We start from the raw sequence: 25,072 nt of genomic DNA, 5'->3' as shown, positions 1-25,072 counted from the left end.
AAATTTATCGAGCGGAGCTCGATAAAATCTGGGCGCAAAAACGCCAAGGCGCATTTGATCTTCATTCAGCAGAAGCCTCCCACTTCTGTAAGTGGTGAGATGAAAGCCTATTGGTATTCCATTCAGTGTGGGTTTAAACCCTGGCTTAATAAAGTTAAAGCCTCCGGCGGATGCCACAGATTTTCAAAGGAAATTTATCGAGAGGAGCTCGATAAAATCTGGGCGCAAATACGCCAAGGCACATTTGATCTTCATTCAGCAGAAGTCTCCCACTTCTGTAAGTGGTGAGATGAAAGCCTATTGGTATTCCATTCAGTAGGGGTTTAAATCCTGGCTGAATAAAGTTAAAGCCTCCAGCGGATGCCACAGATTTTCAAAGGAAATTTATCGAGAGGAGCTCGATAAAATCTGGGCGCAAATACGCCAAGGCGCATTTGATCTTCTTCTTGTTATTTAGAACTTCATGTAAAATGATGATTTAGAAAAGAATAGGATTAAATATGAAAGGTATGCTATTTATGAACGGATATACTACTTCTTAAAAAAGGGAAGAAAAAAGGATGAAGAAGATGTTGTATTTGTTAATCATTATAATCGTGGTCTTAGTAATCATCTTACTGATACGAGGTATGAGACCTGCAAATCAATCCTTGGAACAAAAAGCTGTTACAAAAACGGAAAATCCAGTCATTCTTCTAATGATTGATTCCTTAATGGATGAACCTCTGCGCAAGGCAATTAAAGAAGGTCGTGCACCGGCGTTTAAATATTTAATTGAACATGGCCACTATTATTCAAACATGGTTAGCAGTTATCCAACGATGTCTGTAACGATCGACAGTTCCATTCTAACTGGTACGTATTCAAATAAGCATAGAGTGCCCGGCCTTGTTTGGTATGATGAAAAAGAAAAGCGGCTCGTAAATTATGGAAGTGCCAGAGAAGAAGTGTTTAAATTAGGAGTTAAAAACGTGATAGAAGACAATTTATATCATTTAAATCATTCCCATTTAAGCCGTGACGTAAAGACCATTCATGAAGTATTAGCGATGAAAGGGGCGCAAAGTGCGTCCATAAATGCACTAGTCTATCGTGGAAACGAAGAAAAGACGTTAAACCTGTCGAAAGCATTATCAAAGTTGGACATGATGCCCGAAAGTTTGAAAATTAAAACACCACTTTTATTTTCCTATGGTGCACTGGCGCAGTTTAGCCCGAAAAATAATCAAAACACTCAACCTTGGGAAAGGCTTGGATTTAATGATAAATTTTCCGCCCACGAACTAATATATTTAATTGAAAATGGGAAGCTACCCGCTTTTACCATTGCCTATTTCCCAGATCTTGACAAAAATGTTCATAAAGATGGTCCAATGAATCACATTGACGCCATCGAAAAAACAGATAGGCAGCTTCAGGAAGTATTTAAAACGTACGGATCTTGGGACGAAGCACTAGACTCTGCCACTTGGATTGTAATGGGGGATAGCGGACAAGCTAAGGTAGGAGAAGACAAAAGTCAATCTTTAATCCACTTAAACAAGATGTTGGACTCTTATAAAATACACAAAATCACGGAACCGGTAAAAAAAGATGATCAGATCGTCATAGCATACAATGAAAGGATGGCTTTCATTTATAATTTGGATCAAAACATAGAACTTGAAGAAATTGTAAAAACCCTTCAAAAAGACGATCGAATGAATCTGATTGCCTGGAAAAATGGTTCGGATGTGCATGTAGCAACAAGTGGTCAAAAAGAAAAATTAACGTTCCGTCCAAATGGAGATTTTAATGATAAATACGGTCAATCATGGTTAATAAGGGGTGAATATTCTGTTCTAGACCTTTCAGTAAACAATTTTCAAATCGAATATGGCACATATCCGGATGCACTGGCACGATTGTACACTTCCTTACATTCTCATTCTGGAAATTATATTATTGTTGACGCGAAACCCGGTTTTGAATTTGCTGGCGATGGGACGCCAGTTCATCCCGGAGGTGCGGCACATGGATCCATACACAAGCAGGATTCATTGATTCCAATGATCGTCACAGGGACAGATACGAAGCCAAAGCATATGAGAGTCGTCGATTTATATCCCTGGATTTTAAAGCTTTTAAATAAGAGTAGCTAAAAGAGAGGTTAAGCTTTTAACTTCATTCAGCAGAAGTCTCCCACTTCTGTGAGTGGTGAGATGAAAGCCTTTGGTATTCCATTCAGTGGGGGGGCAAACCCCGGCTGAATAAAGTCAAAGCCTCCGGCGGATGCCACAGATTTTCAAAGGAAATTTATCGAGCGGAGCTCGTTAAAATCTGGGCGCAAATATGCCAAGGCGCATTTGATCTTCCTCTTTAATAAAGTTTTTCTAAAAAACTTTATTTTACTGGACTTTTGGGTTTTATGATATAAAATATAGATTTTTTCAAATTTACTTATTTGTGATATAATGAACATGTAAGTAAATTTGGAGGTGGACAATTTGTTCCAGGTTGGTGATAAAGTTTTTTATCCGATGCACGGAGCAGGTATTGTGACAGCCATTGAAGAAAAGGAGTTTCGGGGAGAACTGGAAAAATATTGCTCAATTACAATTCCAAGCAGTCATATGAATGTAATGCTTCCCGTAAAAAAAGCATCAAAAGCTGGTTTGCGTTCGGTGATTGACCGGCGGACCGCAAAGAGAATGCTTGAGGATTATTATGACGCAGAGCATGAGCCCCAACTCCCATGGAAACAAAGATTCAGTTCGAACATGGAAAAAATAAAGACAGGAGAGTTTGAAGCCGGCCTTGAAGTGCTGAGTGATCTCCAGTATCGGAATAAGGAAAAGCCGCTCAACGCCAGCGAGAAACAAATGCTGAACAATGCGAAACGATTGATTGTTAGTGAGCTGTCTTTGATCAAGAATATAACTGAAAGTCAGGCAGAGGGTCTATTGCAGCTGCCGGGTTAAGGATTTTTTCTCCATTTGTCAAAATGGAGGGAGGGTCTTTTTTTTGTGTGATTCGCAAGACAATGGGGTGAGTTTAGAATTAAACGTTGCGTTCTAAGGGGCGCGATTGCTCAAGTTGACTAGACGCTATTGTGATGGCTGAGTAGCAATTTTCTATAATTCGTCATGTGCTTGCCGCAATTGCGTCTTTCTGAATGGTTTATTATCACTTCAAGAGGGTAAAACTGAATGTGATGAACTGTCGTTGTTTTGAAAAATACACGTTAAAATGGTAGATTCAATTATAGTCAGAACTTTCTAATGATTATGAAGGGAGAGTTGGATTTTGACATCGGAATATAAAGTGACCATTGATGGTGAACGGATACAGGTTACAGGGTCAGGCACTGTAATGAAAATGTTGAAAGCGCTTAATATTTCTATTCCAGATGTTTGCTTCCATCCGAGCCTGGGAGCGATTGAAACGTGTGACACATGTATTGTGAAGGTGAATGGCGAATTTGTGCGCTCCTGCTCTACGGAAATTAAAAGCGGTGATGTTGTAGAAACGGAAACGAAGGAAGTCAAAGCAGCGCAAGTCATTGCGATGGATCAAATTTTGCATAATCATGAGCTGTATTGTACCGTCTGTGATTACAATAATGGCACTTGCGAGGTACATAACACCGTAAAAGATATGAAAATCAACCATCAAAGTATCCCCTTTGAACCCAAACCTTATGAAGAGGACAACTCACATCCTTTTTATAGGTATGAACCCGACCAATGTATCCTTTGCGGCCGTTGTGTGGAAGCATGCCAAAACGTCCAGGTGACCGAAACGTTATCGATTGATTGGGAGCGAGAGCATCCACGTGTCATCTGGGACAATGATGTTCCAATCAATGAATCATCCTGTGTCTCATGCGGGCACTGTTCCACCGTCTGTCCCTGCAACGCCATGATGGAAAAAGGAATGTTAGGAGAAGCGGGATATTTGACCGGATTAAAGCGGGAAACCTTGCGTCCGATGATTGAACTGACAAAGGATATAGAAACGGGATACGGTTCTATTCTTGCCATTTCAGATATGGAATCTGCCATGAGGGAAGAACGGATCAAAAAGACGAAAACAGTTTGTACGTATTGTGGGGTTGGCTGCAGCTTTGATATTTGGACAAAAGGCAGGAAGATATTAAAAGTGGAACCGAATGTTCATGCCCCAGCTAATGGAATTTCCACATGCGTCAAAGGGAAGTTCGGCTGGGACTTTGTGAACAGTGAAGAACGTCTAACCAAACCGCTTATCCGTGAAGGAGAAGTTTTCCGTGAAGCTGAATGGGACGAGGCCCTAGACTTGATTGCGGAAAAAATGACGGCTATCAAAAAAGAATCAGGTGCCCACTCATTAGGTTTTATCAGTTCCTCCAAATGTACGAATGAAGAGTCCTATTTAATGCAGAAGCTGGCCAGAGGAGTCATCGGAACGAACAATATCGACAATTGCTCGCGCTATTGCCAGTCTCCTGCCACAATGGGATTGTTCCGCACAGTGGGCTATGGTGGAGACTCTGGGTCCATTAAGGATATCGAACAAGCGGGCATGGTGCTAATCATTGGTTCAAACACGGCGGAATCACACCCTGTGCTGGCAACTAGGGTCAAACGCTCACACAAGCTCAAAGGGCAAAAGCTCGTAGTATCCGATTTAAGGGAACACGAGATGGCCCATAGGGCTGACAAGTTTATTAAACCCAACCCATCTTCAGATCTTGTCTGGTTATCGGCCATTACGAAATATATCCTTGATCAAGGCTGGGCGGATAAGGATTTTATCAATGAAAAAGTAAACGGCTATGATGAATACTATAGAAGTCTGGAAGAATATACCTTGGAACATGCAGAACAAGTAACAGGGGTTTCCAAAGATGATCTAGTCCAAATTGCAGAAATGATCCATGAATCCAACAGTCTTGCAGTTCTTTGGGCCATGGGAGTTACGCAGCAGGTGGGCGGAAGTGACACAAGTACAGCAATTTCCAATCTATTGCTTATCACAGGAAATTACGGGCGTCCGGGAACCGGCTCGTATCCGCTACGTGGTCATAATAATGTTCAGGGGGCAAGCGATTTTGGCAGCATGCCAGATAGGTTACCGGCTTATGAAAAAGTGGCTGATTCCAAAGTACGTGCCAAATATTCTAAGGCTTGGGGAACAGAAATTCCCGAGCACCCAGGCTTAAACAACCACGAAATGGTGGACGCGATGCATGCCGGAACATTAAGGGCTCTATATTTAAAGGGTGAAGAAATGGCTTTGGTCGATTCCAATATTAACTATGTCCAAGCTGGGGTTGAAAAACTTGATTTCTTCGTTGTCCAGGATATTTTCTTTTCAAAAACGGCTGAATACGCCGATGTTATCCTGCCTGCTTCTCCCAGTCTTGAGAAAGAGGGGACTTTTACAAACACTGAACGACGTTTCCAACGGCTTTATCAGGTATTTGAACCACTTGGCGATTCAAAGCCTGACTGGCAAATCATCATGGCAATCGCCAACAAACTTGGTGCAGGTTGGAAATATGAGCATCCAAGTGAAATCATGGAAGAAGCGGCGAAGCTAGCGCCTTTGTTTGCTGGTGTAAGGTACGAATTGCTGGAAGGGTATAATACGCTCCAATGGCCTGTAAAAGAAGACGGTACGGACACACCACTTCTTTTCACAGACGGTTTTCCGTTCCCGGATAAAAAAGCAAACCTGTTCCCGGTTAAATGGACAACGCCGCTTGAATATGAGGAGGAGTACGACATCCATCTTAATAATGGACGTTTGCTGGAGCATTTCCACGAAGGGAATCTCACATACCGTTCCAAGGGGATTTCATCAAAAACACCGAGTGTTTTCTTGGAAGTCTCTTCCGAACTTGCAAAAGAAAGAGGACTTGCCAGCGGAACACTTGTCAGGCTTATATCTCCATATGGCCAGGCAGTTGTCAAATGTCATGTGACGGACCGCGTAAAAGGGAAGGAAGTATACCTGCCAATGAATGATGCTGGGAATGCGGCCATCAACCTATTGACAAGCAGTTTCGCCGATAAGGATACGGATACTCCGGCATATAAAGATATCATGGTGAAAATGGAAATAGTCGAGAAGAAAGGGGAAGACCCTCTACCAAGAATCAATCACCGTTTTGGAAATCCGAATCCTCAAAAAGGGGTAGAGGTCGAGAGGAAATGGGCAAGAGCTGATTATAGTTTCCCTGGTCATTTTGTGAAAGGGAAGGGGCTGAAGACTAATGGCTGAGCCGATTAAAAACATTCAATTTAAGCAGATTGATGCAGAAACCCAAGAAAGGAAAGATTTTCTGGAAATTGAAGAGGCTCTTTTGGCCAATAAAGACTCAATAATGGAAGTCATAGAGGTCATTGGTTACTTGAAACAACGAGGGATTCTCGACATAGCCAAAGGGTTGCTTGGACAAGGGGACAAAGTGCTGGACATAGCGGTAAATTTAGCAAATATGCCCGAAAATAAAAATTCTATTAAAAATCTCCTTTTGCTTATAGGAACAATCGGTATGATCAACGTGACCCAGCTAGAGCCGATTTTATTAAAAATAAATGCGGGAATCGCTAGAGTTGCGGAAATAGAAGATAAAGAAGCGGAAAAAACAGGCTATCTTGGTATGGCACGAGCATTACGAGATCCTGAAATCAATCGGTCGATCACCTTGCTGTTGGAATTTCTAAGGGGTATGGGGACAGATGTCAGCCATTTGGAAAAAAACGAACCAGCCCCAGCAGAGCCTTCCGTGAACACAGTAGGGACGCAGGAGCCAGAAAAGGGAAAAAGCCGAGGGTAAACCCTTGGCTTTTTTTCATGGTTGGACGCACATCGTATATAAGGCATTGCATACAAATTCACGGATATTGGGGTTTTGCTACTGTACTCTAAAATGAATCTATCTATAGAAATGATTTCACAAGGAAGCTCTATATATGATCAAGTAAATCCCTATAGTACTGTCTCAATCTTTCTTTTAAAATAATAGGCTCAATGATCTTTATGGATTTTCCAAACCCTGAAAGATATTTAACGATGAAATCAACTTCGTTTGGCTCATACCAACCAACAATAAATGTACTCTCTGTCTCATAGATTAACTTCATTGAAGGATAATGCTCTTGTTGAAATTGCTCTATCCCTGTCTGATTTATTGCACATTTAAATTGGACTGCTTGTTCGGACGGTTTCCAAAGTGAATGAGCATTTTGCATGTCCATTTCATTTAAATCTTCTAAAGGGTGAATATCCGTTAATTCAGCGGATGTTATATGATCACAACGGAAAACACGGTAAGCTTTTTTACTAATATCATAAGCCTGACAATACCAATAGCCTTTCATTGAATAAATAGAGATTGGTTGAATATGACGAGTGCTCTTTTGGTGAGCTTTTTGATACTCTATTTTTAAAACGCTGTTTTTAACAGCTGCCATTAATAAAATATCTAGATGCGCACTATCTTTGATTTGCTCAGTATGTCGAAAGGATATTCTATTTTGCATTCTCTCTATTTCTTGTCTTTGGCTTTCCGATAATTCGCTTATAAATTTTTCATGTATGGAATGAAAAGATACTTGAAACGGTAAATTTGAAAAGCTTCGAAGGGCTTGCATTGCAAAATAAAGTGCGTAGATTTCTTGACTGCTAAAAGAAATGGGAGGGAGCTGCATGTGATTAAGCAGACGATATCCCCCATAGCGGCCATATTCTGCATAAATTGGCGCACCTAATTCCTCCAATGAAGCGATATCTCTCAACGCTGTTCTCTTTGAAATTTGAAATTCTTGCATTAAATCTTGAAGGGTAAAATGTTGTTGTTGATGAATGAAGCGCAGCATTTGATTGAGACGCTCTGATTTTTTCATAAAAAAACACCTCTTAATGGTGCCTTAAATTGTCACCTTTATTTACTATACTGTAAGTGTAATCAAGAATAGTGAGGGAGGCAATAAAATGAAAGTTGAAGTAATCCCGTTTTTATCTTTGAACGGCGATGCAGCGGCAGCCATTACATTTTATGAAAAATACTTAGGAGCTAAAGTTCTTTTTAAGAAAAACTACAAAGAAATGAAGGAAATGAATCCTCATTTTAGTTATGAAGAGGGCCAAGATGACTATATTACACATTCTGTTTTGGAAATAGGCGCGAATAAACTAATGATTGCAGAGGAAGAAATGGACACTTCGCGGCCTTGGCAATTAGGCAATAGCTCTTCATTGTGTATACAATCTAAAGATAAGAATGTTATTCAAAATCTGTATGAATCTCTTGTTCAACATGAGAAAGTTACTGTTTTAATGCCCTTTAAAGAAAATGTATTTAGTCCTGGATATGCGATTATTCGAGATCCATATGGAATCGTTATCCAGCTTTGTGTAACTGTGCATGATTTTTAACTTCATTCAGCAGAAGTCCTCCCACTTCTGTAAGTGGTGAGATAAATGCCTATTGGTATTCCATTCAGTGGGGGGCAAACCCCGGCTGAATAAAGTTAAAGCCTCCGTTGGATATCACAGATTTTTAGAGGAAATTTATCGAGCGGAGCTCGATAAAATCTGGGCGCAAATACGCCAAGACGCATTTGATACGATAAATATGAAAACCGGCTCTGCTCATGAACTTGGAAAGCATGAACAGAACCGGTTTTTCTTTTGAATGGATTTTGCCAATATTGTAGGCTCATCATAAGTGTTAATCCCTTTTCGGGTCAAGTGCATCCCTTAAACCGTCTCCTACAAAGTTAAAGCACAAAACCGTGATTAGGATCAACAGTCCGGGGAATGCAGGGTACCAAGGTGCTTTCAGCAGAACTGTAAAGTTCTGGGCATCCTCCAGCATATTCCCCCAGCTTGGTGTAGGAGGCTGAACGCCGAGGCCCAAATAGCTTAAAGCAGCTTCTGTCAAGATTACAGTACCGACAAGCAAGGTGGCTGTAACAATAATGGGGCCCATGGCATTCGGCAAAATATGGCTAAAGATGATTTTTACTGGCTTTGTTCCAATCGTCCTGGAGGCGAGTACAAACTCCCTTGTTCGCAAGGTTAAAAATTCCCCGCGTACGATTCTGGCAGTGGTGGTCCATGAGGTGATGGCAAATACAAGGATGAGTTTGTCTACGCTTGGCTGAAAAATCGCTACGATCGTGATCAGCAAGAATATCGTAGGAATAGAGAGAATCACATCGACGAATCTCATTAATATAGCATCAACCAGGCCACCGTAATACCCGGCAATAGCGCCAATAGTTGTTCCGATGATCAGTGCCCCTGCCACCGATCCAAAACCGACAAGAAGGGAAATTCTTCCGCCATATAGAATGCGGGAAAAAATGTCACGCCCAAATCGATCTGTGCCGAGCCAATTTTCTAAGTTGGGAGGCGCCAGCTTATTGGCCAGACTGGTCGCTCCTGGATCATATGGAGCAATCAAGGGAGCGAGCAGGGCGGAAAGTATGATTAAAAAAAGGACGATAGCTCCAAATACGGCCAATTTGTTTTTTATAAACTTACGTATGAATATTTTGGTGAGTGTTTCCGGTTTTTCTTTCATTTCGGGGTTCATATTCAAGTTATTAATTGTCGGTTCATAGTTCGTTTGTGACATATAAATCCCCCCTTAATACTCAATCCGCGGATCAAAAATGGCATATAGAATATCCGCCAATAAGTTCCCGATAACTACAAACACAGCTGTCAAGACTGTCACTGCCATGATAACAGGATAATCACGAGTAAAAGCAGATTCAATAAACAATCTCCCGATGCCCGGCCAGCTGAAAACCGTTTCGGTGATGGCCGCTCCTGCGATAAAATTCGGGAGCATAAGGCCGAACATAGTGATAATAGGAATTAGTCCGTTGCGTAATCCATGTTTTAACACGACTGTCCGTTCTTTAAATCCTTTCGATTTGGCCGTCCGGATATAATCTTGCTGCAAGACCTCCATCATACTGGAACGCGTGTAGCGGGTCAAAGCAGCCATATCTGCTACAGCTAGAACAAAGGCAGGCATGATCAGATGGTGGAGCCTGTCCCAAATGCTGAAAGGAGCGTTCAGCGTTGCGACCCCCCCGGTAGGGAACCACCCAAGTTGAACACCGAAGAGGATAATCAACATAATGCCAAGCCAGAAATTTGGAGTGGCTACACCAAGAACAGAAGTGACCGTGACAGTATAATCCAGTTTCGTATAGGGTCTCATAGCGGAAAAAATACCGAGCGGCACGGCGATGAGGAATGCCAATATTGTGGAGGCTACCATTAGCAGCAGGGTATTTGGGAGCCTGTTTAAAATCATTTCACTAACGGGAACGCCTCTCCGGATCAGAGATGTACCGAAGTCTCCCTTGACCATATTTCCAAGCCATTTGCCATACTGAATATAAATTGGGTCATTTAGCCCGTATTTTTCTTCAAACTTTACCCTATCCTCCGGTTTTGTGTTCGGATCCATCAACAAAGATGTCGGTCCTCCGGGAGCGGCTTTAATGATCGCAAATGAAAGAATGGTGATCCCGAGCATCAAAGGTATCGCCGTGAGGATCCGCCGAATAATATAAGAAATCATTCGCTATGCTCCTTTTCGCTGTTTAATCAAATAAAGAAATGGGAAATGGGCGTCCATTTCCCATTTCTTAGCGTTATTATTTATTCAGCCACCACTGGTGCGGCTTGTAAATGACTTTTTTAGCATGGAATTCGTAGCCTTCTAATTCAGCAGGCATCACCCGGAATTCTGTTGGATAGTACAGGAAAGTGTACGGTTGATCTTCCGCAAGGCCGGCCTGGATCTGACCAATTAATTTTTTCCGTTTGTCCCGATCTTTCTCTTGAAGCTGCTGATCCATCAATTTATCAAGCTCAGGATTTGAATAGCCGTTAAAGTTCAATCCTTTTTCGATTTCCTTCGTATGGTAGATGCCGCTCGGGTCCGGGTCGGTTCCAAGTGACCACCCCAGTACAATCGCATCAAAATTCCAAACTCCTGGATCAAGATCTGCAATCAATGAGCTGAATTCTACCACTTTTGGCTTCGCTTCAATCCCAACTTCCTTAAGCTGTTCCTGTAATAATACAACAATATCTTCTCTTGCTTTATTCCCTTGGTTTGTCTTCATCTCAAATGAGAATCTCTTGCCGTCTTTTTTAAGGATACCGTCACTTCCTGGTTTCCAACCGGCTTCAGCAAGCATTTCCTTTGCTTTTTCGGGATCGTAATCAAATTGCGGCACGTCCTCGTTATAAGCCCAGCTTAGAGGGCTTTCAGGCGTATGGGCAACTTCTCCATGTCCTTCAACAATTTCATTAATAATGGTTTCACGGTCAATCGCATGAGTAATTGCCTGGCGCACTTTTTTATCTTTGAACAAGTCATTTCTTAAGTTACCAGCAAAGAAATTATATTGAAGAGCTAACCCCTCTTCCACTTTGATTCCGATTTCGTCTTGGAACGATTTGACGGTTTCAATGTCCGTAGGCGGCACTCCTGCCCAGAAATCAATATCTCGATTTTGGAGCTGTGTCAGCATGGCGTTCGCATCCGGTACAAACTTCATCGTGATTGAATCTAAATGCGGCCGGCCCTGGTAGTAGTCATCAAAGGCTTCAACTTTTAGGTATTCGCCTTCCTTCCATTCTACAAATTTGAATGGGCCTGAACCGATCGGATTTTTTGTATTGAATTCATGTTCTCCAAGTTCGCTGACAGGAACGTCTTTTAAAATATGCTCGGGTAAAATTTCGAAGCTCAAGCCAACAGTGTGGAACTGTGCATCTACTTTTTTCATGTGGAATTTAACAGTTAAGTCATCCACTTTCTCAACACTTTCCAAAGCTTCGAAATTAGACTTGCGTGGTCCATCATAATCTTTATTCAGCGGTATGTTGTAAGTGAAAACAACATCATCGGCAGTTAAATTTTCTCCATCATGAAATTTTATGTCTTCTTTCAATGTTACTGTATACGTAAGTCCGTCCTCGGATTCTTTAACACTTTTGGCCAATTGATCTGTGTTGGGTGTGAAGTCCTCCTTATTTGAGCCGACAAGGCCGCTAAAAATCAAGTCCTGAACCTCTCCGCTTACTTCGTCGTCCGAGTACATAGGGTTAAACAGAGTTGGCGATCCGGAAGAACCCATAATGAGGTCTCCACCATCCACCGGTTCTTTATTCTCAGCTGCTTGACCATCGTCCGCTGATTTATCCCCGTTCGTTGCTGTTTTATCCCTGCCGCTGCATGCAGCAAGAAACAACGAAAGAACAAGTATCATGCACAATATTAACCAAGCTGTTTTTCTCATGGTTAGTCCCCCTATTAAATAATTTTTGGTGTTCAATAGACAATCATTCTGTCGTGAATCACCCCTTTCAAGTGTTGGAGACCACCTTCACTGGTATAAATGGCAAGCAACAAAATGCTCTTTTTTCAACTCTTGGAATTTAGGGGTGACTTTCCGGCATACATCCATTGCTGCCGGACATCTTGTGTGGAAGACACATCCGGGGGGCGGGCTAGCCGGGCTTGGCAGATCTCCTTTTAAAACAATTCTTTCCCGATTTTCCACGCCGCGTTTTCCTGGTGCAGGAACAGCAGAAAGCAAGGCCCTTGTATAAGGGTGAAGAGGATCTCCATATAAATCTTTTTTTCGTGCAAATTCCATGATTTTCCCCAGGTACATGACTGCGACCCGGTCGCTTATATGGCGGACAACACTCAAATCATGGGAGATAAAAATATAAGTGAGGCTGAACTCCTCCTGTAGATCCTCCATTAAATTGATAATTTGTGCTTGGATCGAGACATCAAGGGCAGAAACTGCCTCGTCTGCTATGATCAATTCTGGATGAAGAGCCAGAGCTCGCGCTATCCCGATCCGCTGACGCTGTCCACCTGAAAACTCATGCGGATAACGGTTAATAAAGGAAGGATTGAGTCCGACCCGATTCAACAGTTCAGAGATTTTCTGATCACGGCCTTTCCTATCATATAATTGATGTGTGATAAGCGGCTCGCTTAAAATTGACTTCAGCGTTTTACGAGGATTCATTGATGCATATGGATCTTGAAAAACCATTTGAATATTTTTTCTGACGGTACGGCTGAGTGTGCTTTCAGAAAGATGTGAAATATCTTTCCCTTTAAAAAGAATTTTTCCTTCTGTTGGTTCATACAACCGGATGAATGTCCGGCCAGCAGTTGACTTGCCGCAGCCAGACTCACCGACAATCCCCAATGTTTCCCCTTTTTTTACAAAGAGGGATATCCCGTCGACTGCTTTGATATGCCCGGTAGTCTTTTGAAAGACGCCTGATTTAATTGGGAAATGCTTGGTCAAATTAACAGACTCGAGCAGGTATTCTGTTGCGTTTTCCTTCCACGGCTTCTGCTTCTCCAAGGTAGTCGTCATGATGTAACCTCCTCTTCGGTGTATAAAAAACAGCGTACTGACCGGGAGCTTTCGACTGCTATCAAGTTGGGACTTTCCTGAATGCAGCGGTCAAACGCATGCGGACAGCGGGAAGCAAAGCGGCACCCTTTTGGATAGTGTTCGGGGGAAGGCACGCTGCCCTGGATAGGTACAAGTCTTTCAGAATCATTGTCTATAGATGGCATTGAATTCATCAGGCCGACAGTATATGGGTGCAATGGTTTGTTGAACAAGTCATCAACCAAAGCCTCTTCCACAACCTGTCCACAATACATGACAAGCACTTTGTCGGCGATTTCAGAAACGACACCAAGGTCATGAGTAATCAATAGGATGGAGGTATGAAACTGCTCACTCAAATTTTTCATCAAATCGAGGATTTGAGCTTGGATTGTTACATCCAGTGCAGTTGTAGGTTCATCGGCGATGAGCAATTTCGGATTACAGCTCATGGCAATGGCAATCATGACGCGTTGTCTCATTCCACCAGATAGCCTGTGCGGATATTCAGCAAGCATCTCTTTGGCACGGGAAAATCCCACCATGTTCAACAGATCAACAGCCCTTCTAGCTGCTTCTCTTTTGGATAGCTTTTTGTGATAGATCAACACTTCAGTGATTTGCTCGCCTATTGTCAAAACGGGGTTTAAAGAGGTCATCGGCTCCTGAAATATCATAGATATATCATTTCCACGGATACGGTACATCTCCTCTTCCGGAAGCGCTGCCAAATCCGCTCCATCGAAAATGATTGTACCGTCTACGATTTCTCCTGGCGGACTTGGGACTAATTTCATAATAGAAAGAGAGGTGATGCTTTTTCCAGAGCCAGATTCCCCGACTAGGGCCACAGTTTCCCCTTTGTTGATTTTGATGTCAACACCGTCCACCGCAGGGATGACTTTTTTATTTGTAAAAAAGTGAGTTTTTAAATTTTGTACATCTAATAATGCTGTCAATTTTCAAATCACCATCCTTGGTTCATGTTGCTGTGAAGTTATTTAGGAAATTCAGGTAATTGTAGGTGTTGAAAAAAAGTTATTTTCACTATATCAATCTTTCTATTTAAACACATGAGCCGTATGGTCTATTCCTAGGACTGATGAAGGATGTTGTATAGGCTTAACTTCATTCATCAGAAGTCTCCTACTTCAGTAAGTGGTGTGATGAAAGCATATTGGTATTCCATTCAGTGGGGGTTCAAACCCAGGCTGAATAAAGTTAAACCCTCCGGCGGATGCCACAGATTTTCAGAGGAAATTTATCAAGCGGAGCTCGATAAAATCTGGGCGCAAATACGCCAAGGCGCATTTGATATATATTCAGTCATAGTAAAATATGCACTTTTTTAGAGAAATATGATTGTATTTAAGTTTAACTTCATTCAGCAGAAATCTCCAACTTCTACAAGTGGTAAGATGAATGCATATTGGTAATCTATTCAGCGGGAGTTCAAACCCCGGCTGAATAAAGTCAAAGGTCCGGCGGATGCCACAGATTTTCAGAGGAAATTTATCGAGCGGAGCTCGATAAAATCTGGGCGCAAATACGCCAAGGCGCATTTGTTTGGCTTTCTACTAGAAGCGTCATAGAAAATAAGAGCTCTCGTGTTTGGTTAATGATAGCACCAACGTAAGAAAGGTCTATTAAACTTGTGATCATTCAATTAAGCATAGCACTCATAAAGCCCCCAAAATAACCAATCGCTATGAATGGAAGCAAAATGAAGTGTGTTATAATTCAATAAAATAATAATGAAGAGGGATACCGCGGATGGAGTGGAAATTAAAAGCTTTTGAAGAAATGACCATTGATGAGCTATATAGCATATTGCGAGAGCGTGTGGATATTTTTGTTGTGGAACAACAATGCCCATACAGGGAGCTTGATAATTTTGATCAGACTTCCTACCATATTTATGCCTGCGATGGAAAGGAGATTGCTGCCTATGCTCGGATACTGCCGGCAGGTACTACGTATCAGGAGCTGTCCATAGGAAGAGTATTGGTAAAAGAGGCATACAGAGGACGCGGCTTGGCTGGTGAATTGATGACTAGGGCTATTGATTTTATTCGGGAAGAACTGAAGGTAAAGGCGGTCAGGTTGCAGGCCCAGGAATATTTACTATCTTTTTATGGTTCTTTCGGATTTGAAAAGGTTTCAGAAGTGTATTTGGACGAGGGAATTCCGCATGCTGATATGCTCCTGAAATTTGAATAAGCATGAAACGGGGATGTCCAGAAAAGTAAGCTCCCGTTTCTTTATTGTTTTATGAGTGAAGAAAGATGCCTAACTTAAGTGGTTTGCAGTTAAAACGGTAATGATTGGTAGCGAAAGGTACCCATCTTAAACGGCTTTCAGTCAAAACAGTCACGATTGGCGGAGGTAGCTGTCCAAAATGCAACATCAGCCGGAGAAATTTCTTCGGCTGATTCATTTTAGGGGCTTTTTAGACGGCCCGGTTTTTATTCTTCTTGTGAATATACTTTGACTAACCGATGAACAGGGTGTTTGCTCATCCTTTTTCAGTACTTTGTGCTGACTCTCCTTTATAATGCATGAGGGTCTTTATACCTATAAACTTCATCCAGCCGCAGTACAGCCTTTTTGTGAGTAGGATGATTTTCTCGAACTGACCAAGGATTTTTGCATTGGACTCAGTTTAAAGCCGATGCGCTTGAGTCTTTCATATTACCTTGCGTTATTTCTCCTCATAACCAAATAAACGATAAAGATGATGACGGCCGCTACAAGCAGAATATGAATGAGTGCGCCGCCGATCTTGGCGATAAGGCCTAGAATCCATAATACAATCAATATACCAATGATTGTCCAAAGCATTCGTTTCACTTCCCTTCCTTTGGGTCCTAGCTATTTTATGTTTACCTGGTGAAAGGTGATTTAAAACATTCTCTTTTTGGTAAATGAAGGATGTCGATAGTTATATGACAAAAAGGGAAAATATTGGATTTCCATTCCGTTTAAGGGAGCGGTTAGAGGAAGTAATAAAAATAGCTGATCGGAAACTTGGCATTGTTTTATGTTAAAGTAAGGTAGTAGCCTTTGAACTTATTGACGAAAATAAAATGTGCTATTAAAAAAATTTCCCGATTTTCGTGTTTTTGTCGGAAATCGACATAATTTGTTGCTTTTTAAATCATTCATCATTCAGTATAATGTTAAGATGGCTACAGCGTTATTTTTTCATTAAAGAGGAGAATTGGAATGACCTCACAGAGAAGACAAATTCCCAAAATCGATTACGGGATCATATTAACTTTAATGCTGATGATGATCGCGAGTTTGATCATTATCTATAGCGCCCAGACAACAGGGCAATATAAACAAAACTTCGTCCTTCAGCAGGTGTTTTGGTATACACTCGGATCATTTGTTGCTGTTTTTGTCATGCAGTTTGACTCGGAACAGCTAAGAAAAATCTCCTGGTACTTATATGGAATTGGGCTTTTTATGCTGATTGTTCTAATTCTTTCACCTGACAATATTGATTTTACAAAAAGGGTAAACGGCGCACAAAGCTGGTTTTTCATACCTAAAGTTGGAGCCATTCAGCCATCGGAATTCATGAAAGTATTTACGATATTGGTGTTGGCTAGAATAGCTACGGATCATCATGTGAAGTTTATCCATAAAACGACGAAAACGGATTTTTGGCTATTGCTCAAGCTTGGATTTGCGATAGCAGTGCCTGTGTTATTTATTTTAAAGCAGCCGGACCTCGGAACTTCTCTTGTATTCTTGGCCATTTTCCTGGGAATGGTTCTCGTATCAGGAATCACATGGAAACTATTGGTCCCTATTTTTTCAGGGGTTTCCCTGTTAGGAGGAACGGTTCTTTATATTGCGATTGAAATGCCGCAGTATTTAAAGTATTTTGGCGTAAAACCATATCAATTCAAACGGATCTATTCTTGGCTCGACCCGTACACGTATCAGTCGAATGAAGGATTCCAGCTTGTAAAATCGCTGCAGGCGATCGGTTCGGGGATGACAAGTGGAAAAGGCTTTGGAAACAGGGAAGTATACATGCCGGAAAGTCATTCGGACTTTATCTTCAGTACGCTTGGGGAGGAGTTCGGTTTTATAGGCGGAAGCATCGTCATCAGTCTCTTTTTCCTGCTGATTTATCAGATTACAAGAGTCGGTCTTGATACGAAAAATCCTTTTTATTCCTATATTTGCGTCGGGGTTATCTCGATGATTACATTTCACGTTTTTCAAAATATCGGTATGACCATTGGACTTTTGCCGATTACAGGTATTCCGCTTCCTTTCATTAGCTATGGGGGGAGTTCGCTGCTTTCTAATATGCTTGCGATCGGGATCATCATGTCTATCCGTTACCATTTTAAAAAGTATATGTTTTCTTCAAATGATTGAGTAAGGGCGGTTCGCTTAGCGGGCCGCTCTTTATTTGTTAAGAGGGTTAGATACGTTTTTTGTCGTGCGGGATGTACTACATTCTACCTGTCGATGGACAAGTGCTTGCAATTTTGTTTGAAAAATATCATATATTTGATTCAACATTGAATTAAAATTCAATAACGCATCGAATTTACATCATTTAATTCAAAAACAAATTAAAAGAAAATGTAAACGCCTTCTAACCCAATTGTTTTTTTGTTGGCACGTTTTTTGCAACGTTTATTCAAAAGCAAGAAAGCAAAAATATATTCAGGTGAATAATAGGGAGAATGAAGATGGCTCGTTTGCAGGCAGCTATGTAAAAGGTTGATCCGGCAGCATACGTTGCCTATGTATTGAGCGCTGCTTTTGCCCTTTTCTTCACATATGTAAGTCCACTGGCAATTGGTTCGATGGTTCTTACGTTCTTTGTATCTGGGATCCTTATGTTGTACTTTCAAAAGTGATGCGTTCAAATTCAATAGAGAAGGTGGAAGGTGAAAAAACGGCATGACAAAATGGAAGCTGGCTGTTGTTCAAGATGATTTTAACGTTGGTGATAATCTGCATTTGATGGAATCCCATATCAATTGTTGTATGCAGGAAAATCCGGAAACAAAGTTCATTTTGTTTCCGGAAGCAGCTGCATCCGGCTATGTATTTTCTGAAGATCATGTGGCGAATAAAGCGGAACCGGCGGATGGCTCCTCTTTCAGCTTCTTGTCACGATTGGCAAAGAAGTTCGAATTGTACATTGGTTATGGTTTTATTGAAAAAAAGGATGGCAAGGTATTTAATTCAATGAATTTAATCAGCCCAGCAGGAGAACTTTTGACGACTTATCAGAAAATGCACCTTACGCCTTTGGAAAAGCATCTTTTTTCGGCGGGTGACAAACTTGTTACCGTAAAGACTGAGCTGGGCACTTTCGGCTTTATGATCTGCTGGGACATGGCCTTTCCGGAGTTGGCTCGTCTGCTTGAACAACAAGGGGCAGATGTCATTCTCGCTCCTAGTGCATGGGAGAGGCCTTATGAAGGTTCTTACTGCCGTATGGCGGCGGCACGGGCAATGGATAATACAGTTTATTTGGCTACATGCAACTATACCGGCGATGACGAGGATATTCAATTTTTTGGAAGGTCTGCTGTTTATGGCCCGGATGGAGGCATAATAAGCGGAAAAGTAACAGAAGAAAGCAGTTTAGCCTTCGCAGAGATAAATATTGAGAAAAGAGAAGAACTTAAAGAAACATTTTATTCGATGCGTTCCGATGAACGATCGGATTTATATACGATTCAATGGAAGGGAGATTAAGATGAAGTTTAAACAGATAGTGGATTTATCTTTGCCATTGAACAATGATCTCCCCATCTTTCCCGGGGATCCCGAACCGAATATGCGCTCGGCGACAACAATCAAAAAAGATGGTTATAATACATCCTTTCTGGATATCGGCTCTCACACAGGGACACATGTAGATGCCCCCTATCATTTCAGGGATGAAGGAGAAACGATTGATCGCTTGCCATTGGATAACTTTATGGGCGAAGGTGTTATCATCCCGGCAACCCATAAAAAGGGCGGCGAGCCGGTAACAATGGATGATGCCGCACCATATTTCGATAAGCTTGGGCCGGGAAAAGTGGCTTTATTCCACACGGGCTGGACAAAGTATCTTGGAGAAGAAAGATATTTCAACCACCCTTATGTAGATATAGAGGTTATTGCGAAAATGCTTGACCTTGGTGTCCGTACATTTTTTATAGATGCGTTAAACATTGATCAGCCAAATGGAGGCGAGTTTCCGGCCCATGAAGCTATCACCGTGGTGAACGGAATTATCGGAGAAAATTTTACTAACTTTGATCAAATCACGTTTGAAAATCCGTTGATTATCGCCCTGCCTTTAAAAATCTCAAACGGAGATGGATCACCGGTGCGTGCTATAGCGATAAAACTTTACTAACAGGAGGACTATAATCATGCCAATGTACAAACCAAAAGACTCATCACAATCCCCACGCTTTGTGGGCAACAGGACTTTTATGAGGCTGGAACAAGTAAGGACAACAGATAATATAGATTTCGCAGTTCTTGGCGTCCCTTTTGATACGGCAGCATCCAACCGGACTGGACAGCGTTTCGGCCCTCAGCATATCCGTGATTTTTCCGTGCTGCTGCGTCCGTATAATCCAGATATGGATATCGATATATTCGAATATTGCTCAGGAGTCGATTATGGGGATATTAATGTCATCCCAGGAAACGCACTCCGCACTTACGACAGCATGGTTGATGGACTTACCCCGCTTCTTGAGAAGAATGTAATCCCTGTCATTATGGGTGGGGATCACTCTATCACACTGGGAAATCTACGTGCTTTCCATAAAAAATTTGGAAAGATTGCGCTTGTCCACTTCGATTCCCATGGCGATACATGGGAGCATTACTACGGAGAAAAATATATGCATGGCACTCCGTTTAGACGTGCAGCCGAAGAAGGGCTGCTGGATATGGAGCACTCCATCCAGGTTGGCATGAGAGGGCCTTTATACGGACCTGGCGATATTGAAGACGCGAGGGACCTAGGTTTTGAAGTCATTCCGATGAAGGAAGTTCGTCAGATTGGTTTTGACCATGTGATGAAGAGAATTCATGAACGTGTGAAAGACCGCCCGGTATTTGTCACTTACGACATTGATTTCGTCGATCCGGCGTTTGCACCAGGGACAGGTACACCTGAAGTTGGGGGACCGACAAGCTACGAAGCGCTGGAATACGTCCGTGGATTGGACGGGTTGGATGTTGTCGGATTTGACTTGGTGGAAGTGCTTCCGACTTATGATGCGAATGAAATTACCGCGGTGCTTGCTTCGGCGGTTATATACGAGATGATTACGTTGATTGCTTTGAAGAAGAGGCGGGAGAAGGAAAGCTGCTGATGAAGCAAGGTCAACAAATCTCCGAATGATCCTTCATGTAAATTGTAATAGCTTTCAAGACAAATAAATTTTGATTGTGGAGGGATAGAAGCATGAATACTTCTGAATTCGATAAAGAATTTCTGGAAGAAGTGGAGAAAAGAATTGAAATAATAAGCAATGCAGATACACCTGATAAAAGGTTAAGCAGCATCGATTATATTTTGATAGGAATAATTAGTATTATGGCCATTTTTTTATTACTTTTCGGGCGGATTTTATAAAAAAATTGTTTAAACATGAAAGAGGTGCATTATCAAGTGGAAAAATCTAATGGACAAAGCGATCTTTTGCCACTACTTCCCAAAGAAAGGACTTGGGGAAGCTTTGACTTTTCAATGGTGAATATTGGTCTTGCTATTGCAACATGGTGTTTTTTAATTGGAGGTACATTATCGCTTTTTGTAGGTTTAAAAATGGGATTAATTGCCACATTAGCAGGAAATACCATCTCTGTTCTTTTTGTAGCTTTGTCAAATGCCATTCCATCAAGTAGGTACGGGATTGACCAATATATATTTTTACGAAGTATATTTGGAAAAAAGGGAACCAAGATTCCAGTAATATTAATGGTTATTGTAGAATTTGGATGGGTAGCCACATTAGCTGTAATGTTTGGAAAGGCAAGCAGTAATGCTTATGGTGCTATAACAAATACGCCAGCTGTCTCTAACACGGCTGTTACAATTTTTGCCCTTATTGCCATAGTGATAAGCTGGATAATTGTTTCAAGGGGTTCCAATTCCATCAATTGGTTAAACCGAATTGTAGCCCCGTTGTTGGTAACTATGTTAATTGTTATGTTTTACATGCTGTCCCAGCAATACAGCTTTGGTGAGATGTTAGCGCTGCAACCAATAAGCCCTTTTCCCAATGATTTACACAACTATATTGTTGCCTTTGAGCTTGGCCTTGGTTCTGGATTTTCCTGGTGGCCCATTATGGGGGGACTGACCCGGTTAACAAAATCGGAGAGGGCTGCCTTATGGCCAAATATGATTGGGGTTAATATTTGTGCAGTGTTGGGAACGATGATCGGACTATTGGCTGGACTGGCCATTGGTGATAGCGATCCTACTGCTTGGATGATTCCAATAGGTGGAGCAATCCTAGGTTTGGTCGCTTTGATCATTATTTCATTTGCTAATGTTACTGCTATGACATCGCTTGTCTTCTCTACTTGTATGGCTTTAAAACAGATCAAGTTCTTTAGAAATATGAAATGGGAGAACTTAACACTGCTATTTTTAGCATGTACAGCTGTGTTTGTCTTCTTCCCTGATGCAATATATGGCAACTTTAGTCTTTTTTTAGCGGCATGCGGAACGGTGTTTGGCCCGTTATCGACAGTCATGTTTGTGGATTACTATTTATTGCGTAAACAGCAAATAGATATGAGGGCTCTTTATTTGGATACACCCGGAAAGCCTTATGATTTTGTGGGAGGGTACAATTTTACACCAATTATATCAGTAGCTATTTCCACAATTGCTTACTTTTTAATATTGGACCCGATTAGTCTTGAAGGGTCAACATTCTTTGATTATGCCTCTGCCACATTGCCAGCAATGCTTTTAGCCGGCATCCTATATTACGTGATAACAAAATTTTTCGTTATTCCAAAAGGGATGGGTGGATATCATAGTAAAACTGATATTGAAAAAAATGCAGGTTGATAGAGATGTTAATATTAACTTCATTTAGTAGAAATCTCCCACTGCTATAAGTGGAGAGATGAATGCATATTGGTATTCCATTCAGTGGGGGTTCAAACCTCGGCTGAATAAAGTCAAAGCTTCCGGCGGATGCCACAGATTTTCAGAGGAATTTATCGAGCGGAGCTCGATAAAATCTGGGCGCAAATATGCCAAGGTGCATTTGATGTATAGATTGTGAAATTGAGGAGGAGTATGATGAATTTTCAGTTTAACTTACCAACAAATATTGTTCTAAAAACAGGCATAGTCAGACAAGTAGCTGGATTTTTACCTTTATATCGCATTAGTAAGCCCTTAATATTGACAGACAAAGGCATTAACAAAGCAGGTTTATTGCAAGGAATCATTGAAAGCTTGACTAATGAGAATATAGATTTTGCTGTGTATGACGATGTGCAGCCGAATCCTAAAGACAAATACTGCGGTTTAGCAGCTGACTTTGCAAGGGTGAATAATGTTGATGGAATTATTGCTGTAGGTGGTGGAAGTGTACTAGATACGGCAAAAGCGTTAGGTATACTGTTAACACATGATGGAGTAATTAATGATTGGGAAGGCGATAACACGCTGCAGCGGGATATTACTCCATTAATTTGTATACCAACTACAGCTGGAACAGGCAGTGAAGCTACGAACATAGCAGTTATTACAGACACTGAAAGAAAAGTGAAAATGGGGATTGTAGATGATCGGATTGCGCCTAAACTATCATTATTAGACCCTGAACTAACAAAGGGCCTTCCAGCAAGTATTACGGCAAGCACAGGTATGGATGCTTTAACGCATGCCATTGAGGCTTATACCTCAAGATCTTCATCGCCAGTGACAGATGCTCTAGCTTTGCATGCTATTAGGCTAATAAAAGACTACTTTTTAGAAGCTGTTCAAAATGGAGCCAATATGGAGGCACGTGAGAATATCCTAAGTGCCAGTTTAATGGCAGGAATCGCTTTTAGTCAGTCCAATGTGGGCAGTGTACACTGTATCTCCGAAGCGGCTGGCGGTTTGTATGACGCTCCACATGGTGTATTAAACTCTATATTCCTTCCATATGTCTTCGAATTTAACATGGAAGCAAATTTAGAGAAACATGCAGATGTGGCTTACGCACTGGGGGTTGACCAAAACCTGCCGGTGCGTGAGGCCAGTAAAGAAGGCGCTAAGTTATTGTTTGAAATGGTAGAAAAGGTAGGAATTCCAAAGTTTTCAGACCTTCCTGCTGTAGATCCGAAAGATTTTGCTAAACTAGCAAAAACCTCTAAAGAAACACCAATGGATGCAGATAATGTAAGAAGCTTAACGGTGGAAGATTATTTAACCATTATTAAAAATGCATATAATAGCAACCATTAAAAGGAGTGTTACCATTGAGTAAAGCAATATTCGGAGGAAAGGATAAAATTACTGCAGCAATAGCTCAGGTTTCGCCGGTTTTTTTAGATAAAAAAAGGACAATCGAAAAGGCAATAGAATACATTCACAAGGCAGGCAATGAAGGAGCAGATATTGTTGTTTTCCCGGAATCATTTATTCCGGCTTTTCCATACTGGCAGCAGGGATATAACGATCCATCAACTGATTGGTTTGATGTCCATGTGAAGTTTCAAGAGGAATCAGTTGTTGTGGGGTCCAAAGACACTGCTTTGTTGGCAGAGGCGGCCCGACAAGCAAATGTTCATGTAAACATGGGGTGTACGGAGCTGGATGATGCGGTAGGTTCCCGTACGCTTTACAACACGATGCTTTATTTTGATAGAAATGGCAATTTATATGGAAGGCATCGAAAAGTAGTGCCGACCAACCAGGAAAGATGCTTTCATGGTATGGGCGGCGGCGGAGATAATCTAAAAGTATATGATACGGATATTGGCCGTATTGGCGGTTTAGTTTGCTGGGAAAACCATATGATATTAATCAGAGCACTATTAGCCTTGCAAGGAGAGGAAATTCACATTGCCAATTGGCCGGGGACATGGAGTGGGCTTCCAACGGAAGATATGACTTATGTTGACCGAGAATCAAAAAATCCACAGTCTTATAATACCAGCGATGTTGAACCGGCAATCAGGGCCCATGCCTTTGAGGCACAGACATTTGTCATAAGTGCATGTGGTTATCAGCCAGCTGATGAAGTGCCGGATGATTTCCCTTATAAAGACAAAACAAACTGGGACTGGGCCAACGGCGGCAGCTCAATCGTTGATCCATTTGGGTGCTATGTTGTTGAGCCGGTATATGATAAAGAAGCTCTTATCGTTGCAGAATTAGATGGAACAATGATAAAAGCTGCCAAAAATGGTTTTGACCTTTTGGGGCATTATTCTCGGCCTGATTTAGTACAACTTTCTTATAATAACACTGAATATAAACACTTAACCGAGATGGTTAAGACATCCCAACCAGACGATGAGGCAGCGTTGCAAGAAATCAAGGCACAATTATTGGAACTTACAAGTAAGTTAAAGTAATGGGGACTTCTGAAGAGAGGCGGCTATTCCCCCTCTCTTCT

25 protein-coding genes are annotated in these 25,072 nt (G+C 41.5%); 18 read left to right on the top strand and 7 right to left on the bottom strand.

All coding sequences use genetic code 11. The annotated features are described in order from the left end of the window. Positions 1–99 precede the first annotated feature (99 nt). From D5F11_RS15190 to D5F11_RS15170, 5 genes are all read left to right on the top strand, one after another. Positions 100–288: a hypothetical protein gene (locus D5F11_RS15190; protein WP_126646605.1), complete on the top strand. Its 189-nt coding sequence runs from the start codon at positions 100–102 to the stop codon at positions 286–288. A gap of 272 nt (positions 289–560) precedes the next feature. Then, entirely contained in the window at positions 561–2,141 is a 1,581-nt protein-coding gene (locus D5F11_RS15185) for an alkaline phosphatase family protein (protein ID WP_342776038.1), read from the top strand. Between the two features lie 345 nt (positions 2,142–2,486). Continuing rightward, positions 2,487–2,960, top strand: a complete 474-nt coding sequence (locus D5F11_RS15180; RefSeq protein ID WP_120116968.1) for a CarD family transcriptional regulator — start codon at positions 2,487–2,489, stop codon at positions 2,958–2,960. Positions 2,961–3,285: 325 nt separating this feature from the next. Further along, positions 3,286–6,246, top strand: coding sequence for a formate dehydrogenase subunit alpha (gene fdhF, locus D5F11_RS15175; protein WP_120116967.1), 2,961 nt, complete (start codon positions 3,286–3,288; stop codon positions 6,244–6,246). Continuing rightward, the gene (locus tag D5F11_RS15170; protein ID WP_120116966.1) at positions 6,239–6,805 is read left to right on the top strand and encodes a helical membrane plugin domain-containing protein; all 567 of its coding nucleotides are present in this window, start codon (positions 6,239–6,241) and stop codon (positions 6,803–6,805) included. Before fdhF ends, D5F11_RS15170 begins: the two co-directional genes overlap by 8 nt. Positions 6,806–6,935: 130 nt before the next feature. Here the strand turns inward: D5F11_RS15170 and D5F11_RS15165 are convergent, their stop codons facing one another. Beyond that, on the bottom strand, positions 6,936–7,874 hold the full coding sequence (locus D5F11_RS15165; RefSeq protein ID WP_120116965.1) for a helix-turn-helix transcriptional regulator: 939 nt from the start codon (positions 7,872–7,874) through the stop codon (positions 6,936–6,938). 88 nt (positions 7,875–7,962) lie between these two features. Here D5F11_RS15165 and D5F11_RS15160 point away from each other — a divergent pair, with 88 nt between their 5' ends. Further along, complete coding sequence (locus D5F11_RS15160) at positions 7,963–8,406, top strand: VOC family protein (protein WP_120116964.1); 444 nt, start codon at positions 7,963–7,965, stop codon at positions 8,404–8,406. A gap of 52 nt (positions 8,407–8,458) precedes the next feature. Continuing rightward, positions 8,459–8,665, top strand: a complete 207-nt coding sequence (locus D5F11_RS15155; RefSeq protein WP_120116963.1) for a hypothetical protein — start codon at positions 8,459–8,461, stop codon at positions 8,663–8,665. 36 nt (positions 8,666–8,701) lie between these two features. On the opposite strand, the gene opp4C is transcribed toward D5F11_RS15155, so the two are convergent. The 5 genes from opp4C to D5F11_RS15130 form a co-directional block, all read right to left on the bottom strand. After that, a complete protein-coding gene (gene opp4C, locus D5F11_RS15150; RefSeq protein WP_120116962.1) occupies positions 8,702–9,613 on the bottom strand; it encodes an oligopeptide ABC transporter permease in 912 nt (303 codons plus the stop codon). 12 nt (positions 9,614–9,625) lie between these two features. Continuing rightward, complete coding sequence (locus D5F11_RS15145) at positions 9,626–10,576, bottom strand: ABC transporter permease (RefSeq protein WP_120116961.1); 951 nt, start codon at positions 10,574–10,576, stop codon at positions 9,626–9,628. A 76-nt stretch (positions 10,577–10,652) separates the two neighbouring features. After that, positions 10,653–12,308: a peptide-binding protein gene (locus tag D5F11_RS15140; protein WP_120116960.1), complete on the bottom strand. Its 1,656-nt coding sequence runs from the start codon at positions 12,306–12,308 to the stop codon at positions 10,653–10,655. An 87-nt stretch (positions 12,309–12,395) separates the two neighbouring features. After that, entirely contained in the window at positions 12,396–13,415 is a 1,020-nt protein-coding gene (locus D5F11_RS15135; RefSeq protein ID WP_120116959.1) for an ABC transporter ATP-binding protein, read from the bottom strand. Continuing rightward, the gene (locus tag D5F11_RS15130) at positions 13,412–14,395 is read right to left on the bottom strand and encodes an ABC transporter ATP-binding protein (RefSeq protein ID WP_120116958.1); all 984 of its coding nucleotides are present in this window, start codon (positions 14,393–14,395) and stop codon (positions 13,412–13,414) included. The genes D5F11_RS15135 and D5F11_RS15130 overlap by 4 nt, the downstream gene beginning before the upstream one ends. A 207-nt stretch (positions 14,396–14,602) precedes the next feature. On the opposite strand from D5F11_RS15130, the gene D5F11_RS15125 reads away from it, so the two are divergent. After that, positions 14,603–14,788 carry a hypothetical protein gene (locus D5F11_RS15125; protein WP_120116957.1) on the top strand — a complete coding sequence of 62 codons (186 nt, stop codon included), beginning with the start codon at positions 14,603–14,605 and terminating at the stop codon, positions 14,786–14,788. Positions 14,789–15,209: 421 nt separating this feature from the next. Further along, positions 15,210–15,656 carry a GNAT family N-acetyltransferase gene (locus D5F11_RS15120; protein ID WP_120116956.1) on the top strand — a complete coding sequence of 149 codons (447 nt, stop codon included), beginning with the start codon at positions 15,210–15,212 and terminating at the stop codon, positions 15,654–15,656. 471 nt (positions 15,657–16,127) lie between these two features. Here the strand turns inward: D5F11_RS15120 and D5F11_RS15115 are convergent, their stop codons facing one another. Then, positions 16,128–16,277 carry a lmo0937 family membrane protein gene (locus D5F11_RS15115; RefSeq protein WP_120116955.1) on the bottom strand — a complete coding sequence of 50 codons (150 nt, stop codon included), beginning with the start codon at positions 16,275–16,277 and terminating at the stop codon, positions 16,128–16,130. Positions 16,278–16,661: 384 nt separating this feature from the next. On the opposite strand from D5F11_RS15115, the gene rodA reads away from it, so the two are divergent. The 9 genes from rodA to D5F11_RS15080 all read left to right on the top strand — a co-directional run bounded on the left by rodA (position 16,662) and on the right by D5F11_RS15080 (position 25,031). After that, positions 16,662–17,837: a rod shape-determining protein RodA gene (rodA, locus tag D5F11_RS15110; protein WP_120116954.1), complete on the top strand. Its 1,176-nt coding sequence runs from the start codon at positions 16,662–16,664 to the stop codon at positions 17,835–17,837. 534 nt (positions 17,838–18,371) lie between these two features. Next, positions 18,372–19,178 carry a carbon-nitrogen hydrolase family protein gene (locus D5F11_RS15105; RefSeq protein ID WP_120116953.1) on the top strand — a complete coding sequence of 269 codons (807 nt, stop codon included), beginning with the start codon at positions 18,372–18,374 and terminating at the stop codon, positions 19,176–19,178. 1 nt (position 19,179) lies between these two features. After that, positions 19,180–19,830, top strand: coding sequence for a cyclase family protein (locus tag D5F11_RS15100; RefSeq protein ID WP_120116952.1), 651 nt, complete (start codon positions 19,180–19,182; stop codon positions 19,828–19,830). A 22-nt stretch (positions 19,831–19,852) separates the two neighbouring features. Next, a complete protein-coding gene (gene speB / locus D5F11_RS15095) occupies positions 19,853–20,806 on the top strand; it encodes an agmatinase (RefSeq protein ID WP_120116979.1) in 954 nt (317 codons plus the stop codon). 92 nt (positions 20,807–20,898) lie between these two features. Further along, entirely contained in the window at positions 20,899–21,069 is a 171-nt protein-coding gene (locus D5F11_RS26580) for a hypothetical protein (protein WP_185830723.1), read from the top strand. A 36-nt stretch (positions 21,070–21,105) separates the two neighbouring features. Continuing rightward, positions 21,106–22,521, top strand: coding sequence for a purine-cytosine permease family protein (locus D5F11_RS15090; RefSeq protein ID WP_185830722.1), 1,416 nt, complete (start codon positions 21,106–21,108; stop codon positions 22,519–22,521). A 58-nt stretch (positions 22,522–22,579) separates the two neighbouring features. After that, positions 22,580–22,741, top strand: a complete 162-nt coding sequence (locus D5F11_RS26575; protein WP_185830721.1) for a hypothetical protein — start codon at positions 22,580–22,582, stop codon at positions 22,739–22,741. A gap of 17 nt (positions 22,742–22,758) precedes the next feature. Further along, entirely contained in the window at positions 22,759–23,916 is a 1,158-nt protein-coding gene (locus tag D5F11_RS15085; RefSeq protein ID WP_185830720.1) for an iron-containing alcohol dehydrogenase, read from the top strand. A 14-nt stretch (positions 23,917–23,930) separates the two neighbouring features. After that, complete coding sequence (locus tag D5F11_RS15080) at positions 23,931–25,031, top strand: carbon-nitrogen hydrolase family protein (protein WP_185830719.1); 1,101 nt, start codon at positions 23,931–23,933, stop codon at positions 25,029–25,031. The last annotated feature ends 41 nt before the right edge of the window (positions 25,032–25,072 follow it).

Origin of the sequence: Siminovitchia terrae (genome assembly GCF_003605405.2) — a bacterium.
GTDB classification, from domain to species: Bacteria; Bacillota; Bacilli; order Bacillales; family Bacillaceae_C; genus Siminovitchia; species Siminovitchia terrae.
This window is presented reverse-complemented; position numbering and strand designations above follow the sequence as displayed.